This is a genomic window from Streptomyces coeruleoprunus (genome assembly GCF_039542925.1).
GTDB lineage: Bacteria > Actinomycetota > Actinomycetes > Streptomycetales > Streptomycetaceae > Streptomyces > Streptomyces coeruleoprunus.
This window is the reverse complement of record NZ_BAABIT010000001.1, coordinates 4,486,415-4,512,494: the sequence shown is the minus strand read 5'-3', so window position 1 is coordinate 4,512,494 and position 26,080 is coordinate 4,486,415. Positions and strand designations below refer to the sequence as shown.

20 protein-coding genes, 1 tRNA gene, 1 pseudogene and 1 riboswitch are annotated in these 26,080 nt (G+C 72.1%); of the genes and pseudogenes, 4 read left to right on the top strand and 18 right to left on the bottom strand.

All coding sequences use genetic code 11. The features are described 5' to 3' along the window. Window positions 1–55: 55 nt before the first annotated feature. A tRNA-Leu gene (locus ABEB09_RS20210) sits at window positions 56–137 on the bottom strand. A 335-nt stretch (window positions 138–472) separates the two neighbouring features. Between ABEB09_RS20210 and ABEB09_RS20205 the strand changes: the two genes are divergently transcribed. Further along, window positions 473–1,288 (top strand): ABC transporter ATP-binding protein, encoded by an 816-nt coding sequence (locus tag ABEB09_RS20205; RefSeq protein ID WP_380839965.1) that lies wholly within the window; start codon window positions 473–475, stop codon window positions 1,286–1,288. Between the two features lie 90 nt (window positions 1,289–1,378). Next, window positions 1,379–3,910, top strand: coding sequence for an ABC transporter permease (locus tag ABEB09_RS20200; protein WP_345691319.1), 2,532 nt, complete (start codon window positions 1,379–1,381; stop codon window positions 3,908–3,910). A gap of 68 nt (window positions 3,911–3,978) precedes the next feature. On the opposite strand, the gene ABEB09_RS20195 is transcribed toward ABEB09_RS20200, so the two are convergent. From ABEB09_RS20195 to ABEB09_RS20185, 3 genes are all read right to left on the bottom strand, one after another. Continuing rightward, window positions 3,979–5,184, bottom strand: a complete 1,206-nt coding sequence (locus tag ABEB09_RS20195; protein WP_345691318.1) for a phospholipase D-like domain-containing protein — start codon at window positions 5,182–5,184, stop codon at window positions 3,979–3,981. A gap of 98 nt (window positions 5,185–5,282) precedes the next feature. After that, window positions 5,283–6,587, bottom strand: a complete 1,305-nt coding sequence (locus ABEB09_RS20190; protein WP_345691317.1) for a class I SAM-dependent methyltransferase — start codon at window positions 6,585–6,587, stop codon at window positions 5,283–5,285. A 222-nt stretch (window positions 6,588–6,809) separates the two neighbouring features. Next, window positions 6,810–8,195 (bottom strand): NAD(P)/FAD-dependent oxidoreductase, encoded by a 1,386-nt coding sequence (locus tag ABEB09_RS20185; protein ID WP_345691316.1) that lies wholly within the window; start codon window positions 8,193–8,195, stop codon window positions 6,810–6,812. A gap of 490 nt (window positions 8,196–8,685) precedes the next feature. On the opposite strand from ABEB09_RS20185, the pseudogene ABEB09_RS20180 reads away from it, so the two are divergent. After that, window positions 8,686–8,953 (top strand): annotated as a pseudogene (locus tag ABEB09_RS20180) (type II toxin-antitoxin system RelE family toxin). A gap of 55 nt (window positions 8,954–9,008) precedes the next feature. On the opposite strand, the gene ABEB09_RS20175 reads toward ABEB09_RS20180, so the two are convergent. The 11 genes from ABEB09_RS20175 to ABEB09_RS20125 form a co-directional block, all read right to left on the bottom strand. Continuing rightward, on the bottom strand, window positions 9,009–9,935 hold the full coding sequence (locus ABEB09_RS20175; RefSeq protein WP_345691315.1) for a Ppx/GppA phosphatase family protein: 927 nt from the start codon (window positions 9,933–9,935) through the stop codon (window positions 9,009–9,011). Beyond that, complete coding sequence (locus ABEB09_RS20170; protein ID WP_345691314.1) at window positions 9,932–10,477, bottom strand: DUF501 domain-containing protein; 546 nt, start codon at window positions 10,475–10,477, stop codon at window positions 9,932–9,934. The genes ABEB09_RS20175 and ABEB09_RS20170 overlap by 4 nt, the downstream gene beginning before the upstream one ends. A gap of 21 nt (window positions 10,478–10,498) precedes the next feature. Beyond that, window positions 10,499–10,975 (bottom strand): FtsB family cell division protein, encoded by a 477-nt coding sequence (locus ABEB09_RS20165; RefSeq protein WP_345691313.1) that lies wholly within the window; start codon window positions 10,973–10,975, stop codon window positions 10,499–10,501. Window positions 10,976–11,109: 134 nt separating this feature from the next. Then, window positions 11,110–12,399 (bottom strand): phosphopyruvate hydratase, encoded by a 1,290-nt coding sequence (gene eno / locus ABEB09_RS20160; RefSeq protein WP_417790101.1) that lies wholly within the window; start codon window positions 12,397–12,399, stop codon window positions 11,110–11,112. Window positions 12,400–12,715: 316 nt separating this feature from the next. Next, window positions 12,716–13,384, bottom strand: a complete 669-nt coding sequence (locus ABEB09_RS20155; protein WP_345691311.1) for a transglycosylase family protein — start codon at window positions 13,382–13,384, stop codon at window positions 12,716–12,718. A 3-nt stretch (window positions 13,385–13,387) separates the two neighbouring features. Further along, window positions 13,388–13,559, bottom strand: a riboswitch (cyclic di-AMP (ydaO/yuaA leader). Window positions 13,560–13,819: 260 nt separating this feature from the next. Then, on the bottom strand, window positions 13,820–14,725 hold the full coding sequence (locus tag ABEB09_RS20150; RefSeq protein WP_345691310.1) for a transglycosylase family protein: 906 nt from the start codon (window positions 14,723–14,725) through the stop codon (window positions 13,820–13,822). A gap of 178 nt (window positions 14,726–14,903) precedes the next feature. Then, the gene (locus tag ABEB09_RS20145) at window positions 14,904–16,157 is read right to left on the bottom strand and encodes a cytochrome P450 family protein (RefSeq protein ID WP_345691309.1); all 1,254 of its coding nucleotides are present in this window, start codon (window positions 16,155–16,157) and stop codon (window positions 14,904–14,906) included. Continuing rightward, on the bottom strand, window positions 16,154–18,274 hold the full coding sequence (locus ABEB09_RS20140) for a tetratricopeptide repeat protein (RefSeq protein ID WP_345691308.1): 2,121 nt from the start codon (window positions 18,272–18,274) through the stop codon (window positions 16,154–16,156). The genes ABEB09_RS20145 and ABEB09_RS20140 overlap by 4 nt, the downstream gene beginning before the upstream one ends. Before the next feature lie 71 nt (window positions 18,275–18,345). Next, window positions 18,346–19,341 carry a nucleoside triphosphate pyrophosphohydrolase gene (locus ABEB09_RS20135; RefSeq protein ID WP_345691307.1) on the bottom strand — a complete coding sequence of 332 codons (996 nt, stop codon included), beginning with the start codon at window positions 19,339–19,341 and terminating at the stop codon, window positions 18,346–18,348. A gap of 9 nt (window positions 19,342–19,350) precedes the next feature. Next, complete coding sequence (locus ABEB09_RS20130) at window positions 19,351–20,001, bottom strand: SurA N-terminal domain-containing protein (protein ID WP_345691306.1); 651 nt, start codon at window positions 19,999–20,001, stop codon at window positions 19,351–19,353. Between the two features lie 82 nt (window positions 20,002–20,083). Continuing rightward, a complete protein-coding gene (locus tag ABEB09_RS20125; RefSeq protein WP_345691305.1) occupies window positions 20,084–20,503 on the bottom strand; it encodes a GtrA family protein in 420 nt (139 codons plus the stop codon). A 236-nt stretch (window positions 20,504–20,739) separates the two neighbouring features. On the opposite strand from ABEB09_RS20125, the gene ABEB09_RS20120 reads away from it, so the two are divergent. After that, entirely contained in the window at window positions 20,740–21,549 is an 810-nt protein-coding gene (locus ABEB09_RS20120) for a class I SAM-dependent methyltransferase (protein ID WP_345691304.1), read from the top strand. A gap of 13 nt (window positions 21,550–21,562) precedes the next feature. Here ABEB09_RS20120 and ABEB09_RS20115 read toward each other — a convergent pair whose 3' ends face one another. The 3 genes from ABEB09_RS20115 to ABEB09_RS20105 form a co-directional block, all read right to left on the bottom strand. Further along, entirely contained in the window at window positions 21,563–23,119 is a 1,557-nt protein-coding gene (locus ABEB09_RS20115) for a serine/threonine-protein kinase (protein ID WP_345691303.1), read from the bottom strand. Further along, window positions 23,116–23,745 (bottom strand): hypothetical protein, encoded by a 630-nt coding sequence (locus ABEB09_RS20110; protein ID WP_345691302.1) that lies wholly within the window; start codon window positions 23,743–23,745, stop codon window positions 23,116–23,118. Before ABEB09_RS20110 ends, ABEB09_RS20115 begins: the two co-directional genes overlap by 4 nt. A 114-nt stretch (window positions 23,746–23,859) precedes the next feature. Further along, entirely contained in the window at window positions 23,860–25,923 is a 2,064-nt protein-coding gene (locus ABEB09_RS20105) for an N-6 DNA methylase (protein WP_345691301.1), read from the bottom strand. Window positions 25,924–26,080: the final 157 nt, after the last annotated feature.

Here is a 26,080-nt window from a genome sequence, read left to right as displayed (position 1 = left end):
CGAGCACGATCACGCAGGGTCTGCGTGTCGAGCCCGGTCCTCCCCGAGCGGCGAGTGCCCGGAGCCGGACTCGAACCGGCACGGCCGAAAGGCCAGCGAGGTTTAAGCTCGCCGTGTCTGCGTTCCACCATCCGGGCATGGTGCGCGGCTCCGCGTTGGCACACGAGCCTATCCGGGTGCGTCCCCCGAACAGCGGAAGAGTGGCCCGATGTTGTCTTATTTTATTGACGTCTGAGGGTGCGTCAGCACAGGTCAGGGGCGCTGCGGGGCACTCGCGGGGGGCTCGCGGGCGCAAAGGCATGTCCCACGGAATGACGGAAAGTCGCCGCCGCCGGGACGCCGCACACCCCCGGACGGGTGTCTCAGGGGCGCCGTCATACCTGAGGAGGAGGGGCGGTCCGCGCGGTCAGACTCCAGATGGCCCCGGGAACGGGCACGGGGACGGACGCCCGGCGGCGGGCCCGCGCCGACGATGGAGGGGTCCTCGAAAACGCCATGCACGACAGGAGCCCACCCCGTGATCCCCACCCCGACCGTTCACCGCGCCACCGCGGTGGCCGCCCGCGCCACGGATCTGTCCAAGGTCTACGGAGAGGGTGAGACCCAGGTGGTCGCCCTGGACCGGGTGACCGTGGACTTCCGGCAGGGCGAGTTCACCGCGATCATGGGCCCCTCCGGGTCCGGCAAGTCGACCCTGATGCACTGCGTGGCCGGCCTGGACAGCTTCTCCGCCGGCTCCGTCCGGATCGGCGACACCGAGCTGGGCGCGCTGAAGGACAAGCAGCTGACGCAGCTGCGCCGCGACAAGATCGGCTTCATCTTCCAGGCCTTCAACCTGCTGCCGACGCTGACGGCGCTGGAGAACATCACGCTGCCCATGGACATCGCGGGCCGCAAGCCCGACCAGGAGTGGGTGCGGAAGGTCATCGACATGGTGGGCCTGTCCGGGCGGCTGGGCCACCGGCCCGCCCAGCTCTCCGGCGGCCAGCAGCAGCGTGTGGCCGTGGCCCGCGCGCTGGCCTCCCGCCCGGAGATCATCTTCGGTGACGAGCCGACCGGAAACCTCGACTCCCGGTCGGGCGCGGAGGTCCTCGGCTTCCTGCGGAACTCGGTGCGCGAGCTGGGCCAGACGGTCGTCATGGTCACGCACGACCCGGTGGCCGCGTCGTACGCCGACCGCGTGATCTTCCTGGCGGACGGCCGGATCGTCGACGAGATGCTGAACCCGACGGCGGACGGCGTGCTGGACCGCATGAAGGAGTTCGACGCCAAGGGCCGCACCAGCTGACCCGGGCCCGGCCCAGGCACCCGACCACGCCACCCCGGCCCGGCGCCCCGCCCGGCTGCGCCACCGGACACCCACTCCAGGACACGACTCATGTTCCGTACCGCCCTGCGCAATGTGCTCGCGCACAAGGCCAGGCTGCTGATGACCGTGCTCGCCGTCATGCTCGGCGTCGCCTTCGTCTCCGGCACCCTGGTCTTCACCGACACCCTCAACGAGGCCTTCCGCAACCAGTCCGCCAAGAGCTACGACAAGGTCGCGGTCGCCGTCACCTCCTACGCGAACCCCGACGACCCCAAGCAGCAGCCGGGGATCTCCCAGCAGACCCTCGACAAGGTCGCCGGCCTCGACGGCGTCGCCTCCGCGACGGGACTCGTCGACGGCTTCGCCGGGGTCGCCGACCCGAACGGCAAGCTGATCGGCGTCGGCTGGTCCAACAAGGGCTCCAACTTCGCCCCCGGCAAGGACGGCAAGGACGCGGCGTACGACTTCGTCGAGGGCTCCGGCCCCGTGAAGGCCGACCAGATAGCCCTCGACAAGGACACCGCCGACAAGGGCAGGTACAAGGTCGGCGACTCCGTGCGGGTCGCCACCAACGGCCCGGTGAAGGAGTACACGCTCCAGGGTGTCTTCACCACCGACGACGGCGCCGTCAGCGCCGGTGGCAGCCTCGTCCTGTTCGACGCGAAGGTCGCCCAGCAGCTGTTCCTCAAGCCGGGCTACTACAAGGACGTGACCGTCACGGCCGCGCCCGGCGCCGACGACGACGCCCTGCTCAAGGCGGTCGAGCCGCTGCTGCCGGAGAACGCCGAGGCCCAGACCGGCCAGGCCCTCGCCGAGCAGCAGGCCAAGGACATCGAGAGCGGGCTCGGCTCCCTCAACCAGATGCTGCTGGCCTTCGCGGGCATCGCCCTGTTCGTCGGCATCTTCCTGATCTCGAACACCTTCACGATGCTGGTGGCCCAGCGCACCAAGGAAGTCGCCCTGATGCGCGCCGTCGGTGCCTCCCGCAAGCAGATCACCCGCTCGGTCCTCATGGAGGCCGCGGTGGTCGGCCTGGTCGCCTCCGTGGTGGGCCTCGCGCTGGGCATCGGCCTCGCGGTGGGCCTGCGGTCCGGGATGTCGGCCTTCGAGGTGAAGGTGCCCTCCGGCGACCTGGTGATCGGTTCGACCCCGGTGATCTCCGCGTTCGCGGTCGGTGTGCTCATCACGATGCTCGCCGCCTGGCTGCCCGGCCGCCGGGCCGCGAAGATCCCCCCGGTCGCCGCGATGACCAGCCTGCACACGGCGCCCTCCACGAAGTCCCTGGTCGTGCGCAACACGATCGGCGCGTTCATCACCGCGATCGGCGGCGCCATGATCGTGCTCGGCGCGATGAAGAGCGGCGAGACGGGCCGGTACGCCATCGCCGGCGGCGCGTTCCTCAGCCTGATCGGTGTGATCGTGCTGATCCCGCTGCTGTCCCGCCCCGTGATCGCGCTCGTCCGTCCGCTGCTCACCGGCCCGTTCGGTGTGGCAGGCAAGCTCGCCGGGCAGAACGCGGTCCGCAACCCCCGCCGTACCGGCGCCACCGCCTCGGCGCTGGCGATCGGTCTGACCCTGGTCACCGGTCTGTCGGTGCTGGGCGTCACGGTCGGCCGGTCCCTCGACAAGATGACGACGGACAACATCAAGGCCGACTACATGGTCACCATGGCCGGCAGCGGCGCCCTCGACCAGTCGGCGCTGACCGCCCTGGAGAAGGCCCCCGGCGTCACGGCGGTCTCGCCCCAGCAGGCCGCCTCCTTCGAGGTCAAGGGCGACTGGGCCTCCGTCTCGGCGGTCACCGCGGCCACGATCGACAAGGTCCTGCGCGTCGACGTCACCGGCGGCTCGCTGGACACGCTCGGCCGGGGGCAGATCGCCGTCGCCGACTCGACGGCCAAGAAGCGCGGCTGGAAGGTCGGCGACACACTGCCGGTCACCTTCAACGACGGCAAGAAGGGCAAGCTGACGGTCGGCGCCACCTACAAGGACAGCGAGTTCCTCTCGCCGGTCCTGGCCGACACGAAGGTCATGAACCCGCACGAGGTGAAGCCGTACATCCCGCAGATCTTCGTGACGATGGACGGCGGTCAGACGGCCAAGAACGAGAAGGCGCTGATCGACGCCCTCGGCGACAACCCGGCCATCACCGTGATGGACAAGCAGGCCATCCGTGACCAGTTCGGCGGCATGATCAACATGATGCTGAACATCATGTACGGGCTGCTGGCGATGGCGCTGATCATCGCGGTCCTCGGTGTGGTGAACACCCTGGCGATGTCCGTCTTCGAGCGGCAGCAGGAGATCGGCATGCTGCGGGCGATCGGTCTGGACCGCCGCCGGGTGAAGCGGATGGTCCGGCTGGAGGCCGTCGTCATCTCCCTCTTCGGCGCGGTGGTCGGCATCGGTCTCGGCTCGTTCCTCGGCTGGGCGATCGGCGAGACCCTCCGGAAGAGCCTGCCGGACTACGCCCTGGTCATCCCCTGGGACCGGGTCGGCCTCTTCCTCCTGCTGGCCGGGCTGGTCGGCGTGCTGGCCGCGATGTGGCCGGCGCGCAGCGCGGCGAAGCTCAACATGCTGAACGCCATCAAGGCCGAGTAGGCGGCACGGTACGGCGAAGGGCCGGGCTCCTGACGGGAGCCCGGCCCTTCCGTGTGTCCGGATGCCCGTCAGCTGCCCGCGCAGTAGCTCATCAGGCGGTCGTGGTCGGCCTTGAACGCGTCGTACAGCGCGGGGTCGTCGATCTTCAGCAGCGTCTCGTCGTTGGCCCGCAGCGCCGGGTAGGTGAGGTTGTGGCTGCCCGTGAAGACCAGCTTGCGGCCGGCGACGCCGTTGTACGTGCCCTCGACGAGCACGTACTTGGAGTGCAGCCCGACCGGCTTGCCCGTCTCGCGGGACTCGTAGCAGCCCTCCTGCGCGGCGAGCCGGCCCGCGAGGACGTTCGCCACGGCGGACCCCATCGAACCGGGCGCGGCGTCGTGGGCGAGCGTCACCGTGCAGCCCGCCTGCTGGAGCTCGACGAGCTTCGCGGCGACCTCGTCGCGCGTGAACAGGTTGGCCGCCACGCCGACCCGTGTGCCGCCCGCGCAGCCGACGTTGTCGAGGACCAGCTTCACGGTGTCGGTCGACGCGTCGTTGTCGTACGTCGTCCAGGCCGACTCCTCGCGCGGGAAGAAGTACGTCTTGTACGGGCCGGTCGTACTGGTGGGCATCCGGTAGTAGTGGCTGAGCCCGGTGGCGGACGTGCCGTAGGACAGCAGGTCGGTGAAGTAGCCCCGGTAGATGTCGTACAGGCCGCTGTCGACGATCGTCACCGCGTTGTTGAACAGGTCGGTGCGCTGGGTGTTCGTCATGTTGGCGGAGGTCTGCACGGCCACCTTGTCCGCTCCTCCGGTGGAGGAGAAGAGGAAGAACTTGTTGTGGTTGATGGCCCCGTCGCTGTCGTTCGGCAGCTTGCGGGTGCCGATGCAGCCGCGCCCGGCCGGGCAGGCGTACACCCAGGACGGCTGCGTGCGGTCGGTGCCGAGCCCGGTCGCCAGGCGGTCGTACTCGCCGCCCGTCATGGTGACGGACGTGTGGTCGAGGATCACCCGGACGCGGACGCCCCGGTCCTTGGCGGCGATGAGCGCCAGCGAGACCGGGTCCTCGGTGAACGTGTACATCGCGACGCTGATCTCGGAGCCGGCCGGGGCGCGCCCGATCAGGTCCACGACGTGGTCGCGGATGCGGCTCTGGGCGGCGGTGTCGCCTGCCGGGTCGTTGAAGACGGCGCTGGTGGTGACGGTCCCCGCCTCCGCCCCCGCGGGCGCGGTGGTGGCGGCGGCGAGGCCGGCGGCGGCGATGATGCCGAGCAGCCAGGTGGCGCGGCGGCGCACGGAACTCCCCCTCATACTGCGGTGAACGAGCCGGTGGCCGTTCCCGCGTACCGCGGTGAACGGCCACCCGTCTCGACGAGCTGGAAGGGTCGAACGTATCAACGACCGCTGCCGGCACTCCAGATGCGGGAGCGCAGCGGCATCCCCGACGCGCCGCTCTCGGGGGTCTTCACGGCGAGGATCTGGTTCACGCCGATCCTGTTGCGCTCGAAGGAGATCGCGGAGGCGGCCATGTAGAGCCGCCAGATCCGGGCGCGGCCGGGCGAGGTGAGGCGTACGGCCTCGTCCCAGTGGGCCTCCAGGTTCGCCACCCACTGGCGCAGGGTGAGGGCGTAGTGCTCGCGGATGGCCTCGATGTCCCGGACCTCGAAGCCGGCCTCCTCCAGGGTCGCGGTGGTGCGCCCGACGGGGGCCAGCTCGCCGTCGGGGAAGACGTACGCGTCGATGAACTCGTCGACCCGGTAGTCCTCCTCGTTGCGCTCGGGGCGGCGGGCGATCTGGTGGTTCAGGAGCCGCCCGCCCGGCTTCAGCAGCGCGTACAGGTCGTCGGCGTACTCCCGGTAGCGGACGGCGCCGACGTGCTCGGCCATCCCGATCGACGAGATCGCGTCGTACGGCCCGTCCCTGACGTCCCGGTAGTCCTGGACGCGGATCTCGATCCGGTCGGTCAGGCCCTCGTCGGCGATCCGCTTGCGGGCGTAGGCGGCCTGCTCGGCGCTCAGCGTGATGCCGACGACGGTGACGCCGTAGTGGCGGGCGGCGTGCATGGCCATCGAGCCCCAGCCGCAGCCGACGTCGAGGAGCCGGTCGCCCTCCTTCAGCGCGAGCTTGCGGCAGATGAGGTCCAGCTTGTCGCGCTGGGCGTCCTCCAGGGTGCCGCCCTCGCTCCAGTAGGCGCACGAGTACACCATCGACGGGCCGAGGACCAGCTCGTAGAAGTCGTTGCCGACGTCGTAGTGGTGGCTGATGGCCCGCCGGTCGCGGACCTTGGTGTGCAGGGGGCCGCTGCGGCGGCGGACCTCCTCGGCGGGCGGCGCGGGCGGCGGCCAGGGGCCGGCGAGCCGGAGCAGTTCGCGCGCGGCGGCGCGCAGGCGCGGGTCGCGGACGAGGTGGACGGGGTCCTTGGCGTCGTGGCCGCGCTCCCAGACGAGCCCGGCGAGCCGGTCGAGCGCCTCGTAGAGGTCGCCCCGCACGTCGATCTCCCCGGCCACCCACGCCCGGGCGAGGCCCAGCTCGCCCGGCTTCCACACCATCCGCCGCAGCGCCCGCCGGTGACGGACGATCAGCGTGGGCGCGTCCGGTGGCCCGGCCTCACTGCCGTCCCAGGCACGGATCCGGACCGGGAGCGGGACGCCCATCAGTTCCTCGGCGAGCGCGGCCAGCCGCGAAGCGGCGTCGGACATGGTGCACACCTCCGTGACGGTGGAGTCCAGAAATGCTCAGCACCACGTAAACACCGACGGCCACGGAATGCAGTCCCGAAACCACGCCTCGTCGCGGGCAATTTACGCATCCGCCGCACACGGGCCGCCGGCGCACGCCCTTGACGCGCACGGAAACGCGCCGAGGGGCCGCCCGCACCACGGATGGCGGGCGGCCCCTCGGGGCTGGATCGGTGCTCGGCGTCAGGACGCCTTGGCCTTCTCCGGGGCGGAGGAGGCGGCGGCCGGAGCCGGGGCCGGCTTGGCGGCCTCGTAGAACTCCTCGCGCGGCGACTCGATGGCGCCGAGCGAGACGACCTCGCGCTTGAGGAACATGGCGAGCGTCCAGTCCGCGAAGACGCGGATCTTGCGGTTCCAGGTCGGCATGGCCAGACCGTGGTAGCCACGGTGCATGTACCAGGCGAGACGGCCCTTGAGCTTGATCTTCATCTTGCCCATGACGATCATCGCCACGCCCTTGTGCAGGCCGAGGCCGGCGACGGCACCCTTGTTGGCGTGCTCGTAGTCCTTCTGCGGGAAGCCCCGCATGCCGGACACCACGTTGTCGCCGAGGACCCTGGCCTGGCGCAGCGCGTGCTGGGCGTTCGGCGGGCACCAGGCGTTCTCGTTGCCCGCCTTGCGGCCGACGAGGTCCGGGACCTGGGCGTTGTCGCCCGCGGCCCAGATGTAGTCGGTGCCCTTGACCTGGAGCGTGGTGTCGCAGTCGACGTGGCCGCGGGGGCCGAGCGGCAGGCCGAAGCGGGCGAGCGCCGGGTTCGGCTTCACACCGGCGGTCCACACGATCGTGTTGGAGTCGACCTCGAGGCCGTTCTTCAGCACGACGTGGCCGTCGACGCAGGAGTCCATGGACGTCGAGAGGTAGACCTCGACACCCCGGCCCTCCAGGTGCTCCTTGCCGTACTTGCCGAGCTTGGGGCCCACCTCGGGGAGGATCTTGTCGGCGGCGTCGACCAGGATGAAGCGCATGTCCTCGCGGGACACGTTCTTGTAGTACTTGGCGGCGTCGCGGGCCATGTCCTCGACCTCGCCGATGGTCTCCGCGCCCGCGAAGCCACCGCCGACGAAGACGAAGGTGAGCGCCTTGCGGCGGACCTCCTCGTCGGTCGTGGAGTCAGCCTTGTCGAGCTGCTCGAGGACGTGGTTGCGCAGGCCGATGGCCTCCTCGATGCCCTTCATGCCGATGCCCTGCTCGGCGAGGCCGGGGATCGGGAAGGTACGGGAGACCGCGCCGAGCGCGATGACCAGGTAGTCGAACGGCAGCTCGTACGCCTCGCCGACGAGCGGCGCGATCGTGGCGACCTTGCGGTCCTGGTCGATGGTGGTGACCCGGCCGGTGAGGACCTCGGCCTTGGGCAGCACGCGCCGCAGCGGGACGACGACGTGCCGCGGCGAGATGCTGCCGGCGGCGGCTTCGGGGAGGAAGGGCTGGTACGTCATGTACGAGCGCGGGTCGACGACCGTGACGGTCGCCTCGCCGTAGCGCATCTTCTTCAGGATGCGTCGAGCTGCGTACAGGCCTACGTACCCTCCGCCTACTACGAGGATCCTGGGACGCTCCGTGGTGCTCATGAGTCGAGTATCCACCCCCGTCCGGGGGGTCGCTCGTGCGCCCCTTCACAAGGTTCGAGGAGACCTCTGCTACACTGCGCGGCCCACGTGACCGAGGTCATGGCGCCGTCCGGGAACCAGGGTGTAACGGAGGACGTTGTTCACACCCTCATCACCCCCCGTGAACTGGACCGGAGAGCCCTCCGTAACCACGAGCGCCCGCCTTTGTTCACACGGTCGAAACACGCCTGGGCTTACGAAAGATGGGCCCGAAAGAGTCCCCGCAGGGTGTCTGTAAGGCCCACAAGGGCCTGTGGACCCCCCTTCAGGGCCCTTTTCCTTGTGAAGAACTTCACGAACCTTTTCCGCGAGGCATGACTACCGGCCAGTAGCGCGCCGAGCCGACCGGGCTCCTCAACCGGGCCGAGGAAGGCATTCCGACGGTCATCACGCGCAACGGCGTACTGGTGGCGGCCGTGGTTCTGTTCACCGATCATGACGGCGAGGCGGCGTGAAGTACGCCTTCCGGTTCACCACGGCGGCACAGCGGCAGCTCCGCGCCATCAGCCGGCCCGACGCCATGCGCGTCCTGGCCGCACTGACCGCGCTCGGCGACGACCCACCGCGAGGACGCCGACGTCGAGAAACTCACCGGCCCGTCGGGGCTCCACCGACTCCAGGTCGGCAGCTACCGGGTCGCCTACCAGGTCGAAGACGGTGAACTCGTCGTCCTCGTCGTCAAGGTGGGCGACCGGCGGGACGTCCGGCGCAATCCGTAGCGTCCCGCCTCGCACCGTCGTCGGCGTCCACGGCGCGCGGTTCGAGGTCCGCCCCTCAACGCGGGTCGAGCACCACCGACCAGGCGATTCCGTCCAGGATGTCGTGTTCGCTGACCACGACCTCCTGGGCGCCGACGCGGTCCATGATCTCGCGCAGGACCAGTGCGCCCGCGCCGATGACGTCGACGCGGCCCGGGTGCATCACCGGGATCGCGGCGCGCTCGTCGTGGGTCATGCCGAGGAGGCGGGCCGTGACCTCGGCGACCTGGTCGTAGCCGATGCGGGAGCGGTGGATGGCCGCCGAGTCGTACTCCCGGAGGCCCAGGGCGATGGCGGCGACCGTCGTGACGGAGCCGGCGAGGCCGACCAGGGTGCGCGTCTCGCGCAGGGGGACGGTCTGCTCGGCGAGGTCGAGCGCGGCCGTGACGTCCGCGCGGATCGCCGCGACCTCCGCCTCCGACGGCGGGTCGGTGCGGACGTGGCGCTCCGTCAGCCGGACGCAGCCGATGTCGACGGAGCGGGCGGCCCGGACGTGCGCGCTGCCGACGACGAACTCCGTGGAGCCGCCGCCGATGTCCACCACCAGGTACTCGTCGGTGCCCGGCAGTTCCTTGGTGGCGCCGGTGAAGGAGAACTCGGCCTCCTGGTCGCCCGTGACGACCTCCGGCTCCACGCCCAGGATGTCGAGCACCCCGCGGACGAACTCGTCCCGGTTCTCCGCGTCGCGCGACGCGGACGTGGCCACGAACCGCAGCCGCTCCGCGCCCAGTTCCTTGATGACGGCCGCGTACTCGCGGCAGGCCGCGAAGGTCCGCTCCAGCGCCTCGGGGGCGAGGCGGCCCGTCCGGTCGACGCCCTGGCCGAGCCGGACGATCGTCATGCGCCGGTCGAGGTCGGTGATCGTGCCGGCCGCCGGGTCGACGTCGGCGACCAGCAGGCGGATGGAGTTCGTCCCGCAGTCGATGGCGGCGACCCTCTTCACTGCTGCGGCTCCTTCTCCTCGGCGCTCCGGTCGACCTGCACGCACGGGCCCTTGGCCCACCACTCGGGCAGCATCGCGATGGCCTCGTCGCCCAGCGGGTTGACCCCGGGGCCGGCGGCCAGCGAGTGGCCGACGAGGACGTGCAGGCACTTCACCCGGTCCGGCATGCCGCCGGCGCTGGGGAAGCCCTCCAGGACCTCGATGGCGTCCCGGCGGGCGATGTAGTCCTCGTGCGCGGCCCGGTAGGCGGCGGCCAGCTCCGGGTCCTCGCGCAGCCGCTCGGTCATCTCCTTCATGACGCCCTCGGCCTCCAGCGTGCCGATGGCGGAGTTGGCGCGCGGGCAGGTGAGGTAGTACGTGGTCGGGAACGGCGTGCCGTCGGGGAGCCGGGGCGCGGTCTCCACCACGTCGGGGTTGCCGCACGGGCAGCGGTGCGCGATGGCGCGCAGACCGCGCGGGGGCCGGCCGAGCTGTTCCTTGAAGGCCGCGACGTCGGCCTCGGTCGGCTCGGTGCGTTCGGTCTGCGGAGGGGGCGTTTCCATGCCTGCCTTGATCCTGTGGGGCTATCGGTTGTCCTGGTCGGCGCTGTCGACGCCGTTCCAGACGTTGGAGTACCAGGGCCGGTCGGCCCCGCCCTGGTCGGTGCGGCGCTCCCGCGCCGCGTCGGGGTCGTTCATGATGAAGCCGGTCTCGCCCGGCATCACGTAGTGCAGGTGCTCGCGGGCGAGCCGCCGGACGTAGGCATCGTCCTGGAGCCGTGCCTTCTCGTCGCGCAGCCGCTCGACACGGACGCGCGCCTCCTCGGCCAGCCGCTCCTGCTCGGCGATCTCGCCCTGCTGGGAGACGTACTGCCGCATGGGATAGGCGAGCGCCACGATCATCGAGCACACGACGAGGGCGAGGAATGCCGCCCGCCCGGTGAGCCGGGACCGGCGCGCCTGGCGGCGGTTCTGCGAGCGGTAGACCCGCGCGGCGGTCTGCTCGCCGAGCAGCCGCAGCCTCGTCGCGGTCGAGAACCGGTCCCGGTTCTGCGTCGCCATCGGCTCGCCCCTTCGCCCCTTCGTACGTACGACGTCCCCGGACACGGTACGGGACCGTGGCCGGGGACGTACGTATCTACGGGCGTGCTCAGCTCGCGGGGCGCCTGTGCTTACTGGTTCGCAGGGCGCTGTGCTTACTGGTTCGCGGGGCGGAAGCGCGGGAAGGCGCTGCGGCCGGCGTACACCGCGGCGTCGTCGAGGATCTCCTCGATGCGCAGCAGCTGGTTGTACTTGGCGACACGCTCGGAGCGGGCCGGGGCGCCGGTCTTGATCTGGCCGCAGTTGGTGGCGACGGCCAGGTCGGCGATGGTGACGTCCTCGGTCTCGCCGGAGCGGTGGGACATCATGCACTTGAAGCCGTTGCGCTGGGCCAGCTCGACGGCGTCCAGGGTCTCGGTGAGCGAGCCGATCTGGTTGACCTTGACGAGCAGCGCGTTGGCGGCGCCCTCCTCGATGCCGCGGGCCAGGCGCTCCGGGTTGGTGACGAACAGGTCGTCGCCGACGAGCTGGACCTTCGAGCCGAGCTTCTCGGTGATGGTCTTCCAGCCGTCCCAGTCGTCCTCGAACAGCGGGTCCTCGATGGAGACCAGCGGGTACGCCTCGACCAGCTCGGCGTAGTAGTCCGTCATCTCGGCGGCCGTGCGGGACTTGCCCTCGAACTCGTAGGCGCCGTCCTTGTAGAACTCGGACGCGGCGACGTCGAGCGCCAGGGCGATGTCCTTGCCCGGGGTGTAGCCGGCCTGCTTGATGGCCTCGAGGATGAGGTCGAGCGCGGCGCGGTTGGAGTCCAGGTTCGGGGCGAAGCCGCCCTCGTCGCCGAGGCCGGTGGACAGGCCCTTGTCCTTCAGGACCTTCTTGAGGGTGTGGTAGACCTCGGCGCCCCAGCGCAGGGCCTCGGAGAAGGACTCCGCGCCGATCGGGGCGATCATGAACTCCTGGATGTCCACGTTGGAGTCGGCGTGCGAGCCGCCGTTCAGGATGTTCATCATCGGCACCGGCAGCAGGTGCGCGTTCGGGCCGCCCAGGTAGCGGAAGAGCGGCAGGTCGGACGCCTCGGCGGCGGCGTGCGCCACGGCGAGGGAGACGCCGAGGATGGCGTTGGCGCCGAGCGAGGACTTGTCCGGGGTGGCGTCCAGGTCGAACATCGCCTGGTCGATCAGCCGCTGCTCGGTGGCGTCGTAGCCGACGAGCTCCGGACCGATCTGCTCGATGACGGCGAGGACGGCCTTCTCGACACCCTTGCCGAGGTAGCGGTCCTTGTCACCGTCGCGGAGCTCGAGGGCCTCGAACGCTCCGGTGGAGGCACCGGACGGGACGGCAGCACGGCCGGTGCTGCCGTCGTCGAGGCCGACCTCGACCTCGACCGTGGGGTTGCCTCGGGAGTCCAGGATTTCCCGGGCTACGACGACGTCGATGGACGGCACGAGCATCTCCTTCTGGGATGTGACGCATGGAGTGCAGGGTCTCTTCGGTCCTTGCGGCAAGAGCCTAACCGGCTCCGGGGCCGGGGTCCGCGACCGCCCGCCTCCTGGGACGAAAAAGGGCACACCGGTCGACATTCCGGGGCAAAATTCGGAGGCATTACTGACGGGTAATCACCCTGAGCAGGGCTTCTCTCATCCGCTCCAGACCGCTTTGCCCGACTTTGGCGCCGCACCAGTGGGTGTATCGGCGGGCGGGAAAGCCCCCGGCCCGGCGCGTACGGGGGAAGGCGCGCCGGGCCGGGGAGTCGAGGGGCGGTCAGCCCAGGTGGAGCTTCTGGCCCGGGTAGATCAGGTTGGCGTCGTCCACGACGTCCTTGTTGAGCTCGTACAGCTTCTTCCAGCCGCCCTTGACGCCCTCGGCCTCGGCGATCGAGGCGAGCGTGTCGCCGGCGACGACGGTGTACTCGCCGTCACCCTTCTTCACGGCCTTGGCCTTCGGGGCCTTGGCGGGCTTCGGGGTGGCGGCCGGGCGGGTCTCGGTGCGCGAGGCGCGCTCGGTGGTCTCCTGCTTCGGCTGGGCCGGGGCCGCCTCGGCGGAGCCTCCGTCGTACGGGGCGTTGGACAGGCCGACGCCGCAGACCGGCCAGGCGCCCTTGCCCTGGCCCGCGAGGACCTTCTCGGCTATCTCGATCTGCTGGGCCTTGGTGGCCCGGTCGGCGGTCGAGGCGTACGCGGTGCCGCCGTACGCGGCCCAGGTGGAGGCGGAGAACTGCAGGCCGCCGTAGTAGCCGTTGCCGGTGTTGATGGACCAGTTGCCACCGGACTCGCACTGCGCGACGCGGTCCCACTCGGCGGCGGTGGCGGCGTTCGCGGTCGTGGCGCCCATCAGCGGGGCGGCGACGGCGGCACCGGTGATGCCGGCGAACGCGGCGAACCGGACGGCCTTGGACGGACGACGGCGCTTGCCCTTGCCGGAAAGCAGCATGGCGAACCTCCTCACCGACGCCTGCGAGGTGAGCTGTCGGGTTCGGGCGGGTGAGTGCCCGGCCGCGCACGCTGGTGCGCGGCTTCACCCCAAGCCGGCGGGCCCGTCGTCTCCCGACGACCGGCCGCGGCGCTTACCTTGGGTCCCCCGCTCCTGCCTACGGCGCTTGACGCGTCGACTGTTTCCGTCACCCGGCGGCAGGATTCGGCGTTACCGGTCGGACGGAGCCCGCGGTGGCGAGCGGTCACGACGGTAAGCACAGACCCACCCGAAGTTCAAAGGGGGACATCGCGGTCAATCCGCCCCTACTCACCTGCCCGATACGGGTGTTTGCGCAGGTGGGGGGCGAATCGCTCCGACCGGGCGGCACACGCAGGCCAGTTGGGGCAAAGAGACCGATGTCTCATTCGAGCAGAACGGACATTCAGCCCGTAACTATCCCTGCTTTCCGTCCAGGTCGAGGCTCTGGCCAGGCAGGATGAGGTTCGGGTCGGCGCCGACCACCTCTCGGTTGGCGTCGTAGAGCGCCGTCCACCCGCCGGGGAGGTCGTGCGTGTCCGCGATGGTCCAGAGGTTGTCGCCCTCGCGGACGGTGTACGTACCGTCGGCGGCCACGACGCCCGCGTCCCGTGCCGTTCCGTCACCCCTTGAGGCATGACCGCCGTTTTCGCGACCGGTGACCGAATTGTCGGGAACGGTGGCGTCGGTGCCTTCGGGGGCCGCCGGGTCCGCGGTCTCCTCCTTGGCGGGCTCGCCGCGGTGCTTGCCCGTGCCCGGCTGCTGCTCGGCCGGGGCCTCCGGCGATGCCGGCGCCGTCGGGGAGGACGTGGCGGGCGCGGTCGGCGTGGCCGACGGGTCGGGAAGGACCGCGTCCTGCGACGGCGCGGGGGTCGCGCCGGAGGTGTCGGTCGCGCCCTTGTCGCCCGCGTCGGGGGAGGTGGAGGCGTCGGGCGTCGGGGCCGGGGTCGTCGGGGCCGCCGGGTCCTTGGGGGACGGCGTGGCTCCGGCGTCCGCGTCCGGGGTTGCCGCACCACCGGTCGTGAGGCCCGCGATCGGCGCGCAGGTCTCCCACGCGCCGGCGCCCCGCGCGGCGAGGACCCTCTCCGCGACGTCTATCTGCTGGGCGCGGCTGGCGAGGTCGGCGCGCGGGGCGTACTCCGCACCGCCGTACGCCTGCCAGGTCTCCTGCGACAACTGCAGCCCGCCGTAGTAGCCGTTGCCGAGGTCGGCGCTCCACATGCCGCCGGTCTCGCACTCGGCGACGCGGTCCCAGGTCGCGCCGTCGGCCGCCGACGCCGAGCCGGCGCCGAGCAGCGGCAGGGCGATCGCGGAACCGGTCACCCCCGCCGCGACGACGAGAGCAGGTGCCTGACGGGGTCGACGGTGTCGTCCGTTGCCGGAGCGCATGCGGTGGGCCTTTCGCGTGACTGCTGAGGTGACGGTGAACGTAGGGCATTCGAACGTCAGTCACAAGTCGGCGCCGGGGAGATTACGCGAAGATCACAGCATTGACGGAGCGTCACCTTGCTTCGGGAGTGAACCGCACGGGCAGGGTGCGCAGCCCACGCATGATGAGCCCGCCGCGCCACCGCAGTTCGTCCGGATCCACACCAAGACGCAGGTCGGGAAGGCGTGTCAGCAGCGTCGCGAGCGCGGTCTGCCCCTCCAGCCGGGCGAGGGGCGCGCCCAGGCAGTAGTGGATGCCGTGCCCGTACCCGAGGTGCTGGTTGTCACGCCGCGCGAGGTCCAGCGTGTCCGGGTCCGGGAACCGCTCCGGGTCGCGGTCGGCGGCGGCGAGCACGACGAGGACGGGGTCGCCGACCTCGACCCGCTGCCCGCCGATGGTGAGCGGCTCGGTGGCGAACCGCCAGGTGGCCAGCTCCACCGGCCCGTCGTGGCGCAGGAGTTCCTCCACTCCCGTGGCCAGCAGCTCGGTCTCCCCCGCGGCCAGGGAGCGCTGCAGGCGGGCGCGCTCACCGGGGTTGCGGAGCAGCGCGTACGTGCCGTTGCCGATGAGGTTCACGGTGGTCTCGAACCCGGCGAACAGCAGGATGAACGCCATGGCCGCGGCCTCGTTCTCGGTGAGGTGCTCACCGTGGTCGGAGGCGCGGATCAGCCCGGAGATCAGGTCGTCCCCGAGGTCCCCGCGCTTCCGGTGGATCAGCTCGACGAGGTACGCCCGCATCTGCTTCACGGCACGCGCGACCCCGCCGCGCGGGCCGCCGCCGTGCCGGATCATCTGGCCGGCCCAGTCCCGGAAGTCGTCCTGGTCCTCGGCGGGCACCCCGAGCATGTCGCAAATGGCGTAAATGGGGAGGGGAAAGGCGAACTCATGGATGAGGTCGGCCTCGCCTTTTGTAGCGAAACTGTCGATCAACCGGTCCGTCAGCTCCTGCACGCGCGGCGCGAACGCGGCGACCCGGCGCGGCGTGAACGCCTTCGACACGAGCCTGCGCAGCCGGGTGTGGTCCGGCGGGTCGATGTTGAGCAGATGCGTCATCAGCTCGGCCTTGCGCTCGCCCGGAATGCCGGTCTTGCCCTTGGCGTGGGCCGGCTCGTCGTGGTGCGCCGGGTTCTTGCTGAGCCGCTGGTCGGCGAGCGCCTGCCGGGCGTCCGCGTACCGGGTGACCAGCCAGGCCTCGACCCCGCTGGGAAGCCGGGTGCGGTGCACGGGGGCGTGCTCGCGGAGCCAGGCGTAGGCGGGGTACGGGTCGGCGGCGAACTCCCAGGTGAAGAGTTCGGGAGGTGTGGGCTGGTCGTTCGGGGCGTTCACCCTTCGACGGTATCCGCCCCGTCCTCCAGCGCCTTCCTGGCACCCGGGTGCCCGGCGTCGGCGGCCTTCCGCATCCAGGTGGCGGCGTCCTGGGGCCTGCCCTCCTTTTCGAGGAGGCGGGCGAGGCGGAAGGCTCCGTAGGGGTCACCGAGACGGAAGCCCTCCTCGTAGTGGGCGCGGGCCTCGTCGGGGCGGCCCTGGTTGTCCAGGAACGCACCGAGGTGAGTCGCGTGGACGCCCTGCGTGCCGGGCTCCGCCTCCTCGTACTCGACTCTCAGCTGTGATTCGGCCTGGCTGACGGTCATGATGTCCCCGTACGCATCGCGGTACCTCCGGTCACCGCCGTCGAAAGCGCGGTCGAACCACACTCTGGCGATGTCCTCCTGCTGCCAGATGCGGTGCAGGAGCCCATAGCTCCCAGCCGCCCTGGGAGAGCCGGTGTGTACCACTTCCAAGTACCAGTAGTGCGCCTCGTCGATCTCACCGGCGCCCAAGTGCAGATCGGCCAAGTGCTCCGCCGCCTCCAGGTCGCGCGCGTCCTCGTTCACCACCGCTCTGTGCAGCCACCGCCTCGCCCGATCCCGCAGCAGCATCCCCAGCAGCGTCGCGGCCCTCGCGTCACCTGCCTCCGCCGCGGCCTCCAGGTAGGCCTCGGCCTCGCGGGTCTCGCCGCGGTCGGCGAGGAGACGGCCCAGTTCCCCCGCCGCCCCCACGTGGCCCGCGTCCGCGGCGGTACGCAGCAGCGCCTCGTCGCCGTCGAGGCAGCCGAGCCGGTACGCGGCCTCGGCCTCCCCCGCGTCCGCCCTGGCGCGCAGTTCCTTCCGGAGGCGCGGCTGGACCGCGCCCCGGTTGTGTGCCAGCGCCAGCTCCCACACGGCGTACGGGACGGGCGGCGTCGCCCCGTCGCGCTCCGCCTCTGCGGTGAGCGACGCGAACGCGCCCCAGCCGCGCTTGCCCTCCGTCAGCAGCCCCGTCAGCCCGAGACGGGGCCGGACGGCCCACTCCAGGGCGTCCTCGAAGGAGCCGTCTAAGTCCTCCCCGTACGCCTCGTGTGCCTCCCGCAGCAACTCCAGCGGCAGCAGTCTGCGGAGCCCGCACCGGGCGAGGTCGATCGCGGCGCGCACCAGGAGGTGCCCGCGCGGGCGGCCGGACGGGCGCCGGGCCCACTGCCATTCGGCCCACAGTTCGGGGGCGACGGCGAGGTATTCGGTGATGCTGAGGCTGGTGAACAGTCTCACGGCGTTCAAGTGGGGGTCGTCGTGCTGCCGCAGCCGGCGCCACTCCGCATCGCTCCACTCACGGCTCAGCTCCACCACCCGGGCGTGGCTGAGCAGCAGCCGGGCGTGCGCCGACGTCCCGAAGCGGTGCTCGTCGTACGCCGTGTCGGTCATCGTGGCGAGCACGAGCACGCCCATGGTGGTGAGCCGGGCCAGCAGCGTGGCGTCCAGGCCCCCGTCGCCGAGGTGGCGCTCCAGGTCGTCCAGCCACAGCACGCAGCGCCCGCCCCGGTCCCGTATCCGCTCGGGCAGCGTGCGCAGGTCGGTGCCGGGTGGCGGGACGCACACCTGGTGGTCCGCGAGCCGGTGCAGCGCGGCCCAGGCGGTGGTGGTCCTGCCGGTCAGCGGCTCGCCCGTGACCAGCACCAGACCGCCGCCGCGCACGAGCGCGTCCAGCTCCGCGTCGGCGTCCCGCTCCACGTACGGGCGGTCGTGCCGGCCGCCGAGGGCGACGGCGGTCGTCTCGGCGGCGGGCATCCAGAGGGCCGGGTCGGGCGGCGCGGCGGCCGCGTTGTAGTGGAAGGTGCCGATCGTGCCGGACTGGACGAGCGTGCCGACCGTGCTGCCGGAGACGGTGTTGTGGGTGCGGCTTCCCCGCTCCGCCCCGAACCGGTCCACGAAGTCCCGGATCTTCAGCACCGCGTTCGCGTCCTCCGCGAGGGCGCGACGGAACCAGACCGCCGTCATGGCCCGGATGGCTCCCGCTTCGGCTTCGATCGAGACCGCCTGGTCGATGTGCCGCAGTGTCTCGACGTCCCCCACGCCGCGCATGGCCAGCCAGCCCCTGGCCTCCGGCCAGAGGTTCTCGGCCACCGCCCGCATCATGACGTCGGCCGCCACCGCCTCAAGCTTCCGCCCGTTCACACCGGCCCCCCGCACACCCGCCCGTCGACTGCGTCAGACGGTCAACGCTACCCAGCCGCGTGCCCCTCCGCCGCGCGGATCGCGTCGCGGTAGGCGCGGGCCGCGGCCCGCAGGGCGGCTTCCGGGTCGACGCCCTCGGCCTCGGCGCGTACGGCCATGGCCAGCAGTTCGTAGCCGATGCCCTCGCCGCCGGGGAGGGGGACCTCCAGGGCGGCGTTGCGGACGCGGCTCGCGAGCTTGGCGGCGAGGGCGAGACCCGGCTGCCCCAGTGGGATGCCGTCGGTCACCGAGGTGCGCTGCTTCTCGGCGGCCTTGGTGCGCAGCCAGTGCTCCTTGACCTCCTCGGGCGTCTCGGCGTGCGCGTCGCCGAAGACGTGCGGGTGGCGGTGGATGAGCTTCTCGACGAGCGTGCCGGCGACGTCGTCGACGGAGAACGCCTCGTCCTCGTGCTCCTGCGCGATACGGGCGTGGAAGACGACCTGGAGGAGGACGTCGCCCAGCTCCTCGCGCAGTTCGTCGCGGTCCCCGTCCTCGATGGCCTCGACCAGCTCGTACGCCTCCTCGATGGCGTACTTGGCGAGGCCCTTGTGGGTCTGCCGCGACGACCAGGGGCATTCGCGGCGGATGCGGTCCATGACCTCGACGAGGTCGAGGAGGCGGGCGCCCGGCAGGTCGTACGAGCCGGGCAGCAGCTCCAGTTCGGGCATGGCGACCCGGCCGGAGCCGGCGAGCCGGGCGAGCCCGTCGGTGAGGTCGGACTCGCCCTCGCCGCCGGCCAGCACGACGACCGTGGCGCCGCCCGCGCACAGGTCGACGAGTTCGCGGGCGGCGGGCGCGGCGATCTCGACGGTGACGGCGGCCTCGCGCAGGTACGGCAGCTGGGGGTGGCCGGGGTCGGCGCACAGCACCCGGTCGGCGGCGTGCAGCGTCCGCCACGCGGGCCAGGACAGCAGTCCGGGCGCGACGCGGTGGCTGGCGGTGAGCAGGACGATACGGCCGGGGGCGGTGGGGGTGTCGGCGTTCTCGGCGATCTCGGCGTTCACCCCACGAACCTACATCCCGGTGGGCACCGGCTCCGCGTCCCGGGTGAGCTGCCGGATCCAGGGGGCGCTGTACCGGCCGAGCTGGATCCTGTCGTTGTCCCAGCTGCCGTACCGGGGGTTCACCTCGATCTTCAGGGCCTTGGAGGCGGCGCTGAACAGGTCGGTGAGCTTCTTCTGGCCCTCGGGGGTGTTGGTGATGCCGTGCTTTTCGGCGATCTTGTTCATGAGGACGTTGCGGCGGATGACGCCGTCGACCTCGTCGGGGGCGATGCCCTGCTGCTGGAGCAGCATGGCGGTGAGCTGCTCGTCGCCGCCGCTCTGCTGGGCGGCGTCCCGCCGGGTCTGCTGGACCTCCTTGCGGCTGGCGGTGACGCCGGCGTCGGCGGCGACCTTCTCCACGATCCGGTCGAAGATCATGCCGTTGAGCTTCTCGCGGTTGAGGTCCCCGGTGTCCTTGATCAGCATCTCGCCCTGCGGTGATGCCTGCTGCGCGGTGCGGACGTCCCTCACCTGCGCCTGCAGCGCGGTCACCTCGATCCTGTCCCCTCCGACGACGGCCGCCGCCCCTGGGTGGGCGTCGCTGCCGCAGGCGGTGAGGAGGGGGCCCGCGGCGATGAGCGCGGCGGCGACGGAGAGCGCGGTGCGACGGCGGCGGTGCAAAGGGGCCTCCCGGCGTGGGTCGTACGTCAGTGTCAACGACCTTGCGGTGATCGATGGTAGGCAGTGGCCGTGGCCGGGGCCACTACTTCGGAGCCACTTCTGCCAACGAGTCACGGTCCCGTGGAGTCTCGGGCCGGAGCATGATCGTGCGGGAGACCAGGAACGTGACGGGGATGGCCGCCGCGGCGGCCAGCAGCGGGGCGTAGCGGCTGGACAGGCCGGCCACGTCGACCAGCAGGTAGACGCCGGTCGTGGTGATGACGAAGTTGGCCGCGTTGGTGAGCGGGAACAGCAGGAACTTCCGCCAGGTGGGGCGGGTGCGGTACGTGAAGTAGCAGTTCAGGAAGAACGAGCCGACCATCGCCAGCAGGAAGGCGAGCACGTGGGCGGCGACGTACGGCACACCGAGGGTCAGGAACAGCAGGTACAGGCAGTAGTACGTGGCGGTGTTCACCACGCCCACCAGCGCGAACCTGACGATCTGGCCGCGGACGCCGGTCATCTTCGAGTGCGCTCCCCGTTACGGTGCTGGAGTGTTCGTCGCCTTCACCATGGATGTGCGGGCGCCGCTTCACCTCGTCATCAGAAGGGTGACATATCCGCGGGTGACACCGGTGGTGCGGCTGTGGGGGGTGGTGCGCCGCCGGCGTACGCGTCGGCTCCGCGCCACCAAGACTTCACCCGCACACCACCGTGCCGTGGCCCGTGGACGGGCCGTCGCGGCGTAGCTTGCCCCGCATGCCCTCTCTTCTGAGCAACCGGCTGGCGAAGCGGGTGCTGCGGCCCGCCTTCTCCCTGGTCGAACAGCGCATGGAACGGGTCACGACCGCGTTCCAGAAGGACCTCGACGCCCTGCACCACGAGGTGGCCGATCTGCGCCGGCAGAGCTACGGCCTCGGGCTGCTGCTCGACCACGCCGGCCGTGACGGCCACCGGATGCCGACCGCCACGCAGGTGGACACCCTCGTCCGTGAGGTGAGCGCCGTCACCGGCGCCCCGGGCGAGCGGGTGCGGGGCGACGTCACCGTCGCCTACCGGCACCTGGTGGCGCTGGAGGCGCTCGGCACGGGCGGCCTCGCCGGGTCGGTGTCGGACGTGTGCGGCCGCCTCGCGACGCTGCCGATGCTGACCCCGCCGAACGGCGAGGTGCTGGAGGTCGGCACGCTGCACGGGCTGTTCGCGGCCGCGCTGCGCCGGATGCTCCGCCGCGACGGCGTCGACGCCCGCCTGACGATCGTCGACCCGCTGGACGGTCCGCCGACCCACGAGGAGGTGGTGCGGTCCAACCTGGCGCTGGGCGGCGGCCCCTCGGGCGGCGCCGACACGACCCGCCTCGTGCGGGGCACGCTCGCGGAGGCCGGCGTACGGGACCTGGTCGGCGACCGGCGCTACGGCGTCGTCGTCGTGAACGGCCCCCACGGGCTCGGCGCGGTGCACGACCTGCTGGCCCCGGGCGGGGTCGTCGTCCTCGCCGGCGGGTCCACCCCGGCGGGCCTCACCGGCCTGGGGCAGGTGGCCGACTCGGCGTACTACCGCGCGGCGGCCTGAAGCGGGCGCGGCCTCACAGGCCGCGCATCTGCTGCTGGCGCTGGAGCGCCCGGCGCAGTTCCGACGGGAGCGGGTGGTACGGGCCGTACGCCCGCTCCGTGTCGTACAGCAGGTTCTGCAGCTGCTGGTGGGCCGCCGAGTGGTCGCCCATGGTGAGCAGCAGGTGGCCGATGCGGTGCCGGATGTCGAAGGCCCGGCCCGGGTCGGCTCCGGGCTGCTGGAGGCCGCTCTCGTAGTACGGCAGGACCGCGCGGTACTCGGCGAGCGCGGCCGCCGCCTCGCCCAGCTGCTCCAGGCACAGCGCCGCGTCGTAGCGGAACTGCAGGCTCTGCGGGTCGGCCGGGCCCGCCTCGGCGGTCCGGTCGTCGGCGAGGCGGCGCAGCTCGGGCAGGGCCCTGCGGTACTGGCCGTCGTCCATGAGCGTCGTCGCGTACTGCTTGCGCAGGATGCGCACGACGGTCGACTGTTCGCCGTGCTCGGCGGCCGCCGCCGGCAGGATCGCGCCGAGGATGTCCACGGCCTGGGTGATCCTGCCCTCGCCGAGCAGCCGCTTGACCTCGTCGACCGCCGCGGCCACGTCGGGCCGCTCCACGGGCGGGACGGGCACCCGCGGGTCGTGCGGGGGCGGCGGCGGTACGGCCGCCGTGGGCGCGGACGGCCGGTCCGGCCAGGGAGCCAGGGGCCGCAGGAACGGGCGCGTCGGGTCGAGCGGGCCGGCCGGGGCCGCCGAGCCGCGCACGGGCAGCAGCGGGGCCAGCGCCTCGTACACCTCCTGCGCGCCGGACGGCCGGTGCTGCGGGTCCTTGGCGAGCAGCCGCAGCACCAGGGCCTCCAGGGCCTCGGGGATCTCGGGGCGCAGCTGCCGCACGGGCAGGGGCGGCTCGTAGAGGTGGCGGTGGAGGATGCCGAGGGCGGTGGAGCCCGCGAACGGCACGTTGCCGCTGAGGAGTTCGTGGAGGAGCACGCCCAGCGCGTACAGGTCGGTGTACGGGCCGACGGCGCCGCCCATGGCCTGCTCGGGGGCCATGTAGGCGGGGCTGCCGATGGGCGAGCCGGTGTGGGTGAGGCGGGTGGTGTCGGTGTCGAGGACGGAGGCGACGCCGAGGTCGAGGACGGTGACCGTGCCGTCGGGCTTCACCATGACGTTGCGCGGCTTGAGGTCGCGGTGGACGATCGGCACGGCGTGGACGGCGGCGAGCACCGCGCACAGCTGCGCGGCGACGGACACGGCCCACTGCCAGGGGTACGGCTCGTGCTCGGCGAGGTGGTCGGCGAGGTCGGCGCCCTCGACGTACTGCATGACGAGGTAGAGGTCGTCGCCGTCGCTGCCCGCGTCGTGCACGGTGACCAGGCCGGGGTGGGCGACCTGGGCGGTGACGCGGCACTCGCGGACGAAGCGGCGGCGCATCTCGTCGGCGGCCGTGGCGGCGGCCATGTGGTCGGGGCGCAGCAGCTTCACGGCGACGCGCCGGTCGAGCCGCCGGTCGTAGGCGGTCCAGACCTGGCCCATGCCGCCCTGGCCGATGACCGTGGACAGCTCGTAGCGGCCGGTGATGACCCGTCCGTTCACCGGCCGTGTCCCTCCTGTCCCTGGTTCCTGCGCAGGAGGTCGCTCAACTCGTCGAGTTCGGCGCGGACCTGGTCGATGTGCTGCGGCTGGGGCTGCGCCTGTGCCTGGGCCTGGGGCGGCGGAGCCGACTGGGGGGCGGGCGGCTGCGGGGCCGGTGCCGACGGGGTGTACGGCGGCTGCGCGACGGGCGGGTAGCCGTAGCCGCTCTGCGGCGCCGTGGGCAGGCTGTGCGCGGGGACCGCGTACGGCACGGCCGAGCGGCGCTCGTAGTGGCGGATCTCGGTGCTCAGGTAGTACGTGACGGTGCCGATCACGTTGACCCCGACCCAGAGCAGGAAGGTGAGCGCGGCCGCGTCGCTGATCTCCTTGTTCTCGTCCTCGGGGACCGCGGCGACCACGAAGACCATCATGCCGACGGCGGACAGGAGCCCGAGGCCGAACAGCGCCCAGTCCCGGAGCTTCTGGGTCACGATCGCCAGGCGCAGCAGCGGCGCCCACGACAGCAGCCCGCAGCTCAGCACCGACAGCGTGACGAAGAGCACGCGCAGCGCGACCAGCGTGCCGGTGTCGGGCCGCCGCTCCGCCGGGGGCGGCGGATACCCGTAGCCATGGCCGTGGCCGTGCATTCCTGCTCCTGGTGGCGTGAGATCACGAAGTCGTACGAGCTGAGCGTATACAGCGACCGCGACGAAGGCCCCAGGGTTGTACGGAACGGCGGTCCGTCGTCGATCACGCCTTGGTCACGCCGTGATCGTGCCGTCCGTCAGCCCGTCGTACATGCCCTGCACGAGCTGTTCGCCCAGGCGGCTCGTCTGCCGCAGGGCCTGCTCGAACTCGGCGAGGGCGCGGAACCGCTCACCGTACTTGCGCTGTTCGGCGAGCGGGAGGCGGGGCAGCTGGAGGCGGCGCACGTCGAGGCGGGTGGCGGTCGAGGCGTAGCTGCTGGCCTGCCGCTGGTTGGCGGTGCCGCGCAGGAAGCCGGCGAGGAACCAGGGGTCGAGGGCGGCCGGGTCGGGACGCAGCAGCTGGAGGTTGCGGCCCAGCGCGGCGCCCGCGGTGGCCTCGTCGACGACGCGGGCGACGGTGCCGCCGCCGAGGACGGGGACGACGACGTCGCCGGCGCCGACGAGGACGGGGTCCTCGCCGGGGCCTTCGGGGAGGCTGCCGGAGGGTGCCTGGCCGGAGAGGACGTCGTGTTCGGTCAGGACGCGGGCGGTGCCGGTGCCGGTGCCGCCCGCGTGGAGCTGGAGGGCGCCGGTGCGGGCCAGTTCGCCGACGGTGACGCCGGGCAGGCGCGCGGGGCCGGCGTGGGCGGTGGGCGCGGGCTCGGCGACGGGCGGGGTCAGTTCGCCGGTGCGGCGCAGTTCGGCGGTGAGCCGGTCGCGGACGCCGGCGAGTTCGGCGGCGCCTCCGCCGGCGGCGGGCGGCGGGAGGTGGCGGGCCGGCGCGAGGTCCACGTCGTCGTCGAGGAGTTCGATGACGGGGACGGAGCGGCTGGCGCCGGGCCGTTCGGGGACGGTGCCGTGCCGGTCGAAGGGCGTCCATGCGGCGAGGACGGCGGTGTGCACGGCCTGCCAGTCGAACCGGTCGCGGCCCTGCTCGGTGTGCTCGGCGACGTCGACGAGGAGCAGTTCGGGCGAGGGCGTCACGCCCGGGGCGGGCTTGCGCAGCACCCACAGGTGGAGCGGGATGCCGTACGGGGGTGCGGCGCCGGCCGGGAGGGCGACGACGGCGCGCAGGGCGCCGCGGCGGAGCAGGTCGGCGCGGATGCGGCGGCCGGAGCGGCGGGACGCGGCGGCGGGCGGCATGAGCAGGACGGCGGTGCCGCCGGGGCGCAGGCGCGCCAGGGCGTGCTGCACCCAGGCCAGCTCGGATTCGGTGCGGGCGGGGAAGCCGTACTCCCAGCGGGGGTCGTAGGCCAGTTCGTCGTGGCCCCAGTTGCGCTCGTTGAACGGCGGGTGGCACAGGACCGCGTCGGCGGCCACGTGGGCGTGGGTGTCGGCGCGCAGCGAGTCGCCGACGACGGCGTGGACCTCGGCGTCCGTGTGGAGGGCGAGGCGCAGCGCGGTGAGGGCGGCCAGGTCGGGTTCGGCCTCCTGGGCGTACAGCGCGGTGGGCTGCTCGACGGCGCGCAGCAGGGCTCCGGTGCCGGCGGCGGGGTCGAGCACGGTGCGGCCGGTGCTCGTGCTCCCGGAGCCCGCGGGCGCGGGGAGGGCGAGGGCGGCCATCAGGGCGGCGGGTCCGGGCGGGGTGAGGGTGTACTGGCGCGGGTTGGCGTCGAGATGGCGGCCCAGCAGGAACTCGAAGGCCTGGCGGGTGCCGGTCTCGGCGGCGAGTTCGGCGACGCTCCGCAGCAGCGGCACGGAGGGGGCGAGCTGGTCCTCGGTGGGGGTGAGGACGGCGCGGGGCAGGCCGAGGCGGTGGCTCAGCGTCAGCTCCAGGGCCTGCGGCAGCAGCTCGGCCATGCGCTCGTCGGACACGGCGGTCAGCTCCAGCCAGCCGGCGGTCCTGTCCCGTACGAGGAGCAGGGCGCAGCCGGCGTGGACGAGGGCGGTGGCGGCGCCGGCCGGGTGTCCGGCGACCTGCTGCCACACGCGTTCCTTCAGGGGGACCTCGGCGAGCTTGCCCTGGGCGCGCAGCCACTGCTCGACATCGGCCAGCGCGAAGGAGGGGCTGGTCTCCGTGCCGCCGACGGGCTTGGGGAAGTCGGCGTGCCGGCGGCGCCAGTTGCTGACGGCGGCGCGTCCCACCCCGGCCAGCCTCGCGATTCCTGCGGCGGTCACCTCTGCTGCGTTCTCCGGCACCTGGCCGACTCCCTCCGTCCGCGTATGTGGTCCCGATCCTACGGCGCTCGGAGGACCCACTCTTTCACAGTGTGAGCCGAACCGAAATACATGAACAGTGTTGACTCGGTTCACAGCCTCTGGTCTTATTGACCCGTCGCTACACGGGGCTCGCAAA

Excerpts from the sequence above, each read along its gene's own strand:
- ABEB09_RS20205 (WP_380839965.1), top strand. The coding sequence starts at position 473 with ATGGAGGGGTCCTCGAAAACGCCATGCACGACAGGAGCCCACCCCGTG.
- ABEB09_RS20200 (WP_345691319.1), top strand. The coding sequence starts at position 1,379 with ATGTTCCGTACCGCCCTGCGCAATGTGCTCGCGCACAAGGCCAGGCTG.
- ABEB09_RS20190 (WP_345691317.1), bottom strand. The coding sequence starts at position 6,587 with ATGTCCGACGCCGCTTCGCGGCTGGCCGCGCTCGCCGAGGAACTGATG.
- ABEB09_RS20185 (WP_345691316.1), bottom strand. The coding sequence starts at position 8,195 with ATGAGCACCACGGAGCGTCCCAGGATCCTCGTAGTAGGCGGAGGGTAC.
- ABEB09_RS20170 (WP_345691314.1), bottom strand. The coding sequence starts at position 10,477 with ATGGAAACGCCCCCTCCGCAGACCGAACGCACCGAGCCGACCGAGGCC.
- ABEB09_RS20165 (WP_345691313.1), bottom strand. The coding sequence starts at position 10,975 with ATGGCGACGCAGAACCGGGACCGGTTCTCGACCGCGACGAGGCTGCGG.
- ABEB09_RS20155 (WP_345691311.1), bottom strand. The coding sequence starts at position 13,384 with ATGCTGCTTTCCGGCAAGGGCAAGCGCCGTCGTCCGTCCAAGGCCGTC.
- ABEB09_RS20125 (WP_345691305.1), bottom strand. The coding sequence starts at position 20,503 with ATGACCGGCGTCCGCGGCCAGATCGTCAGGTTCGCGCTGGTGGGCGTG.
- ABEB09_RS20120 (WP_345691304.1), top strand. The coding sequence starts at position 20,740 with ATGCCCTCTCTTCTGAGCAACCGGCTGGCGAAGCGGGTGCTGCGGCCC.
- ABEB09_RS20110 (WP_345691302.1), bottom strand. The coding sequence starts at position 23,745 with ATGCACGGCCACGGCCATGGCTACGGGTATCCGCCGCCCCCGGCGGAG.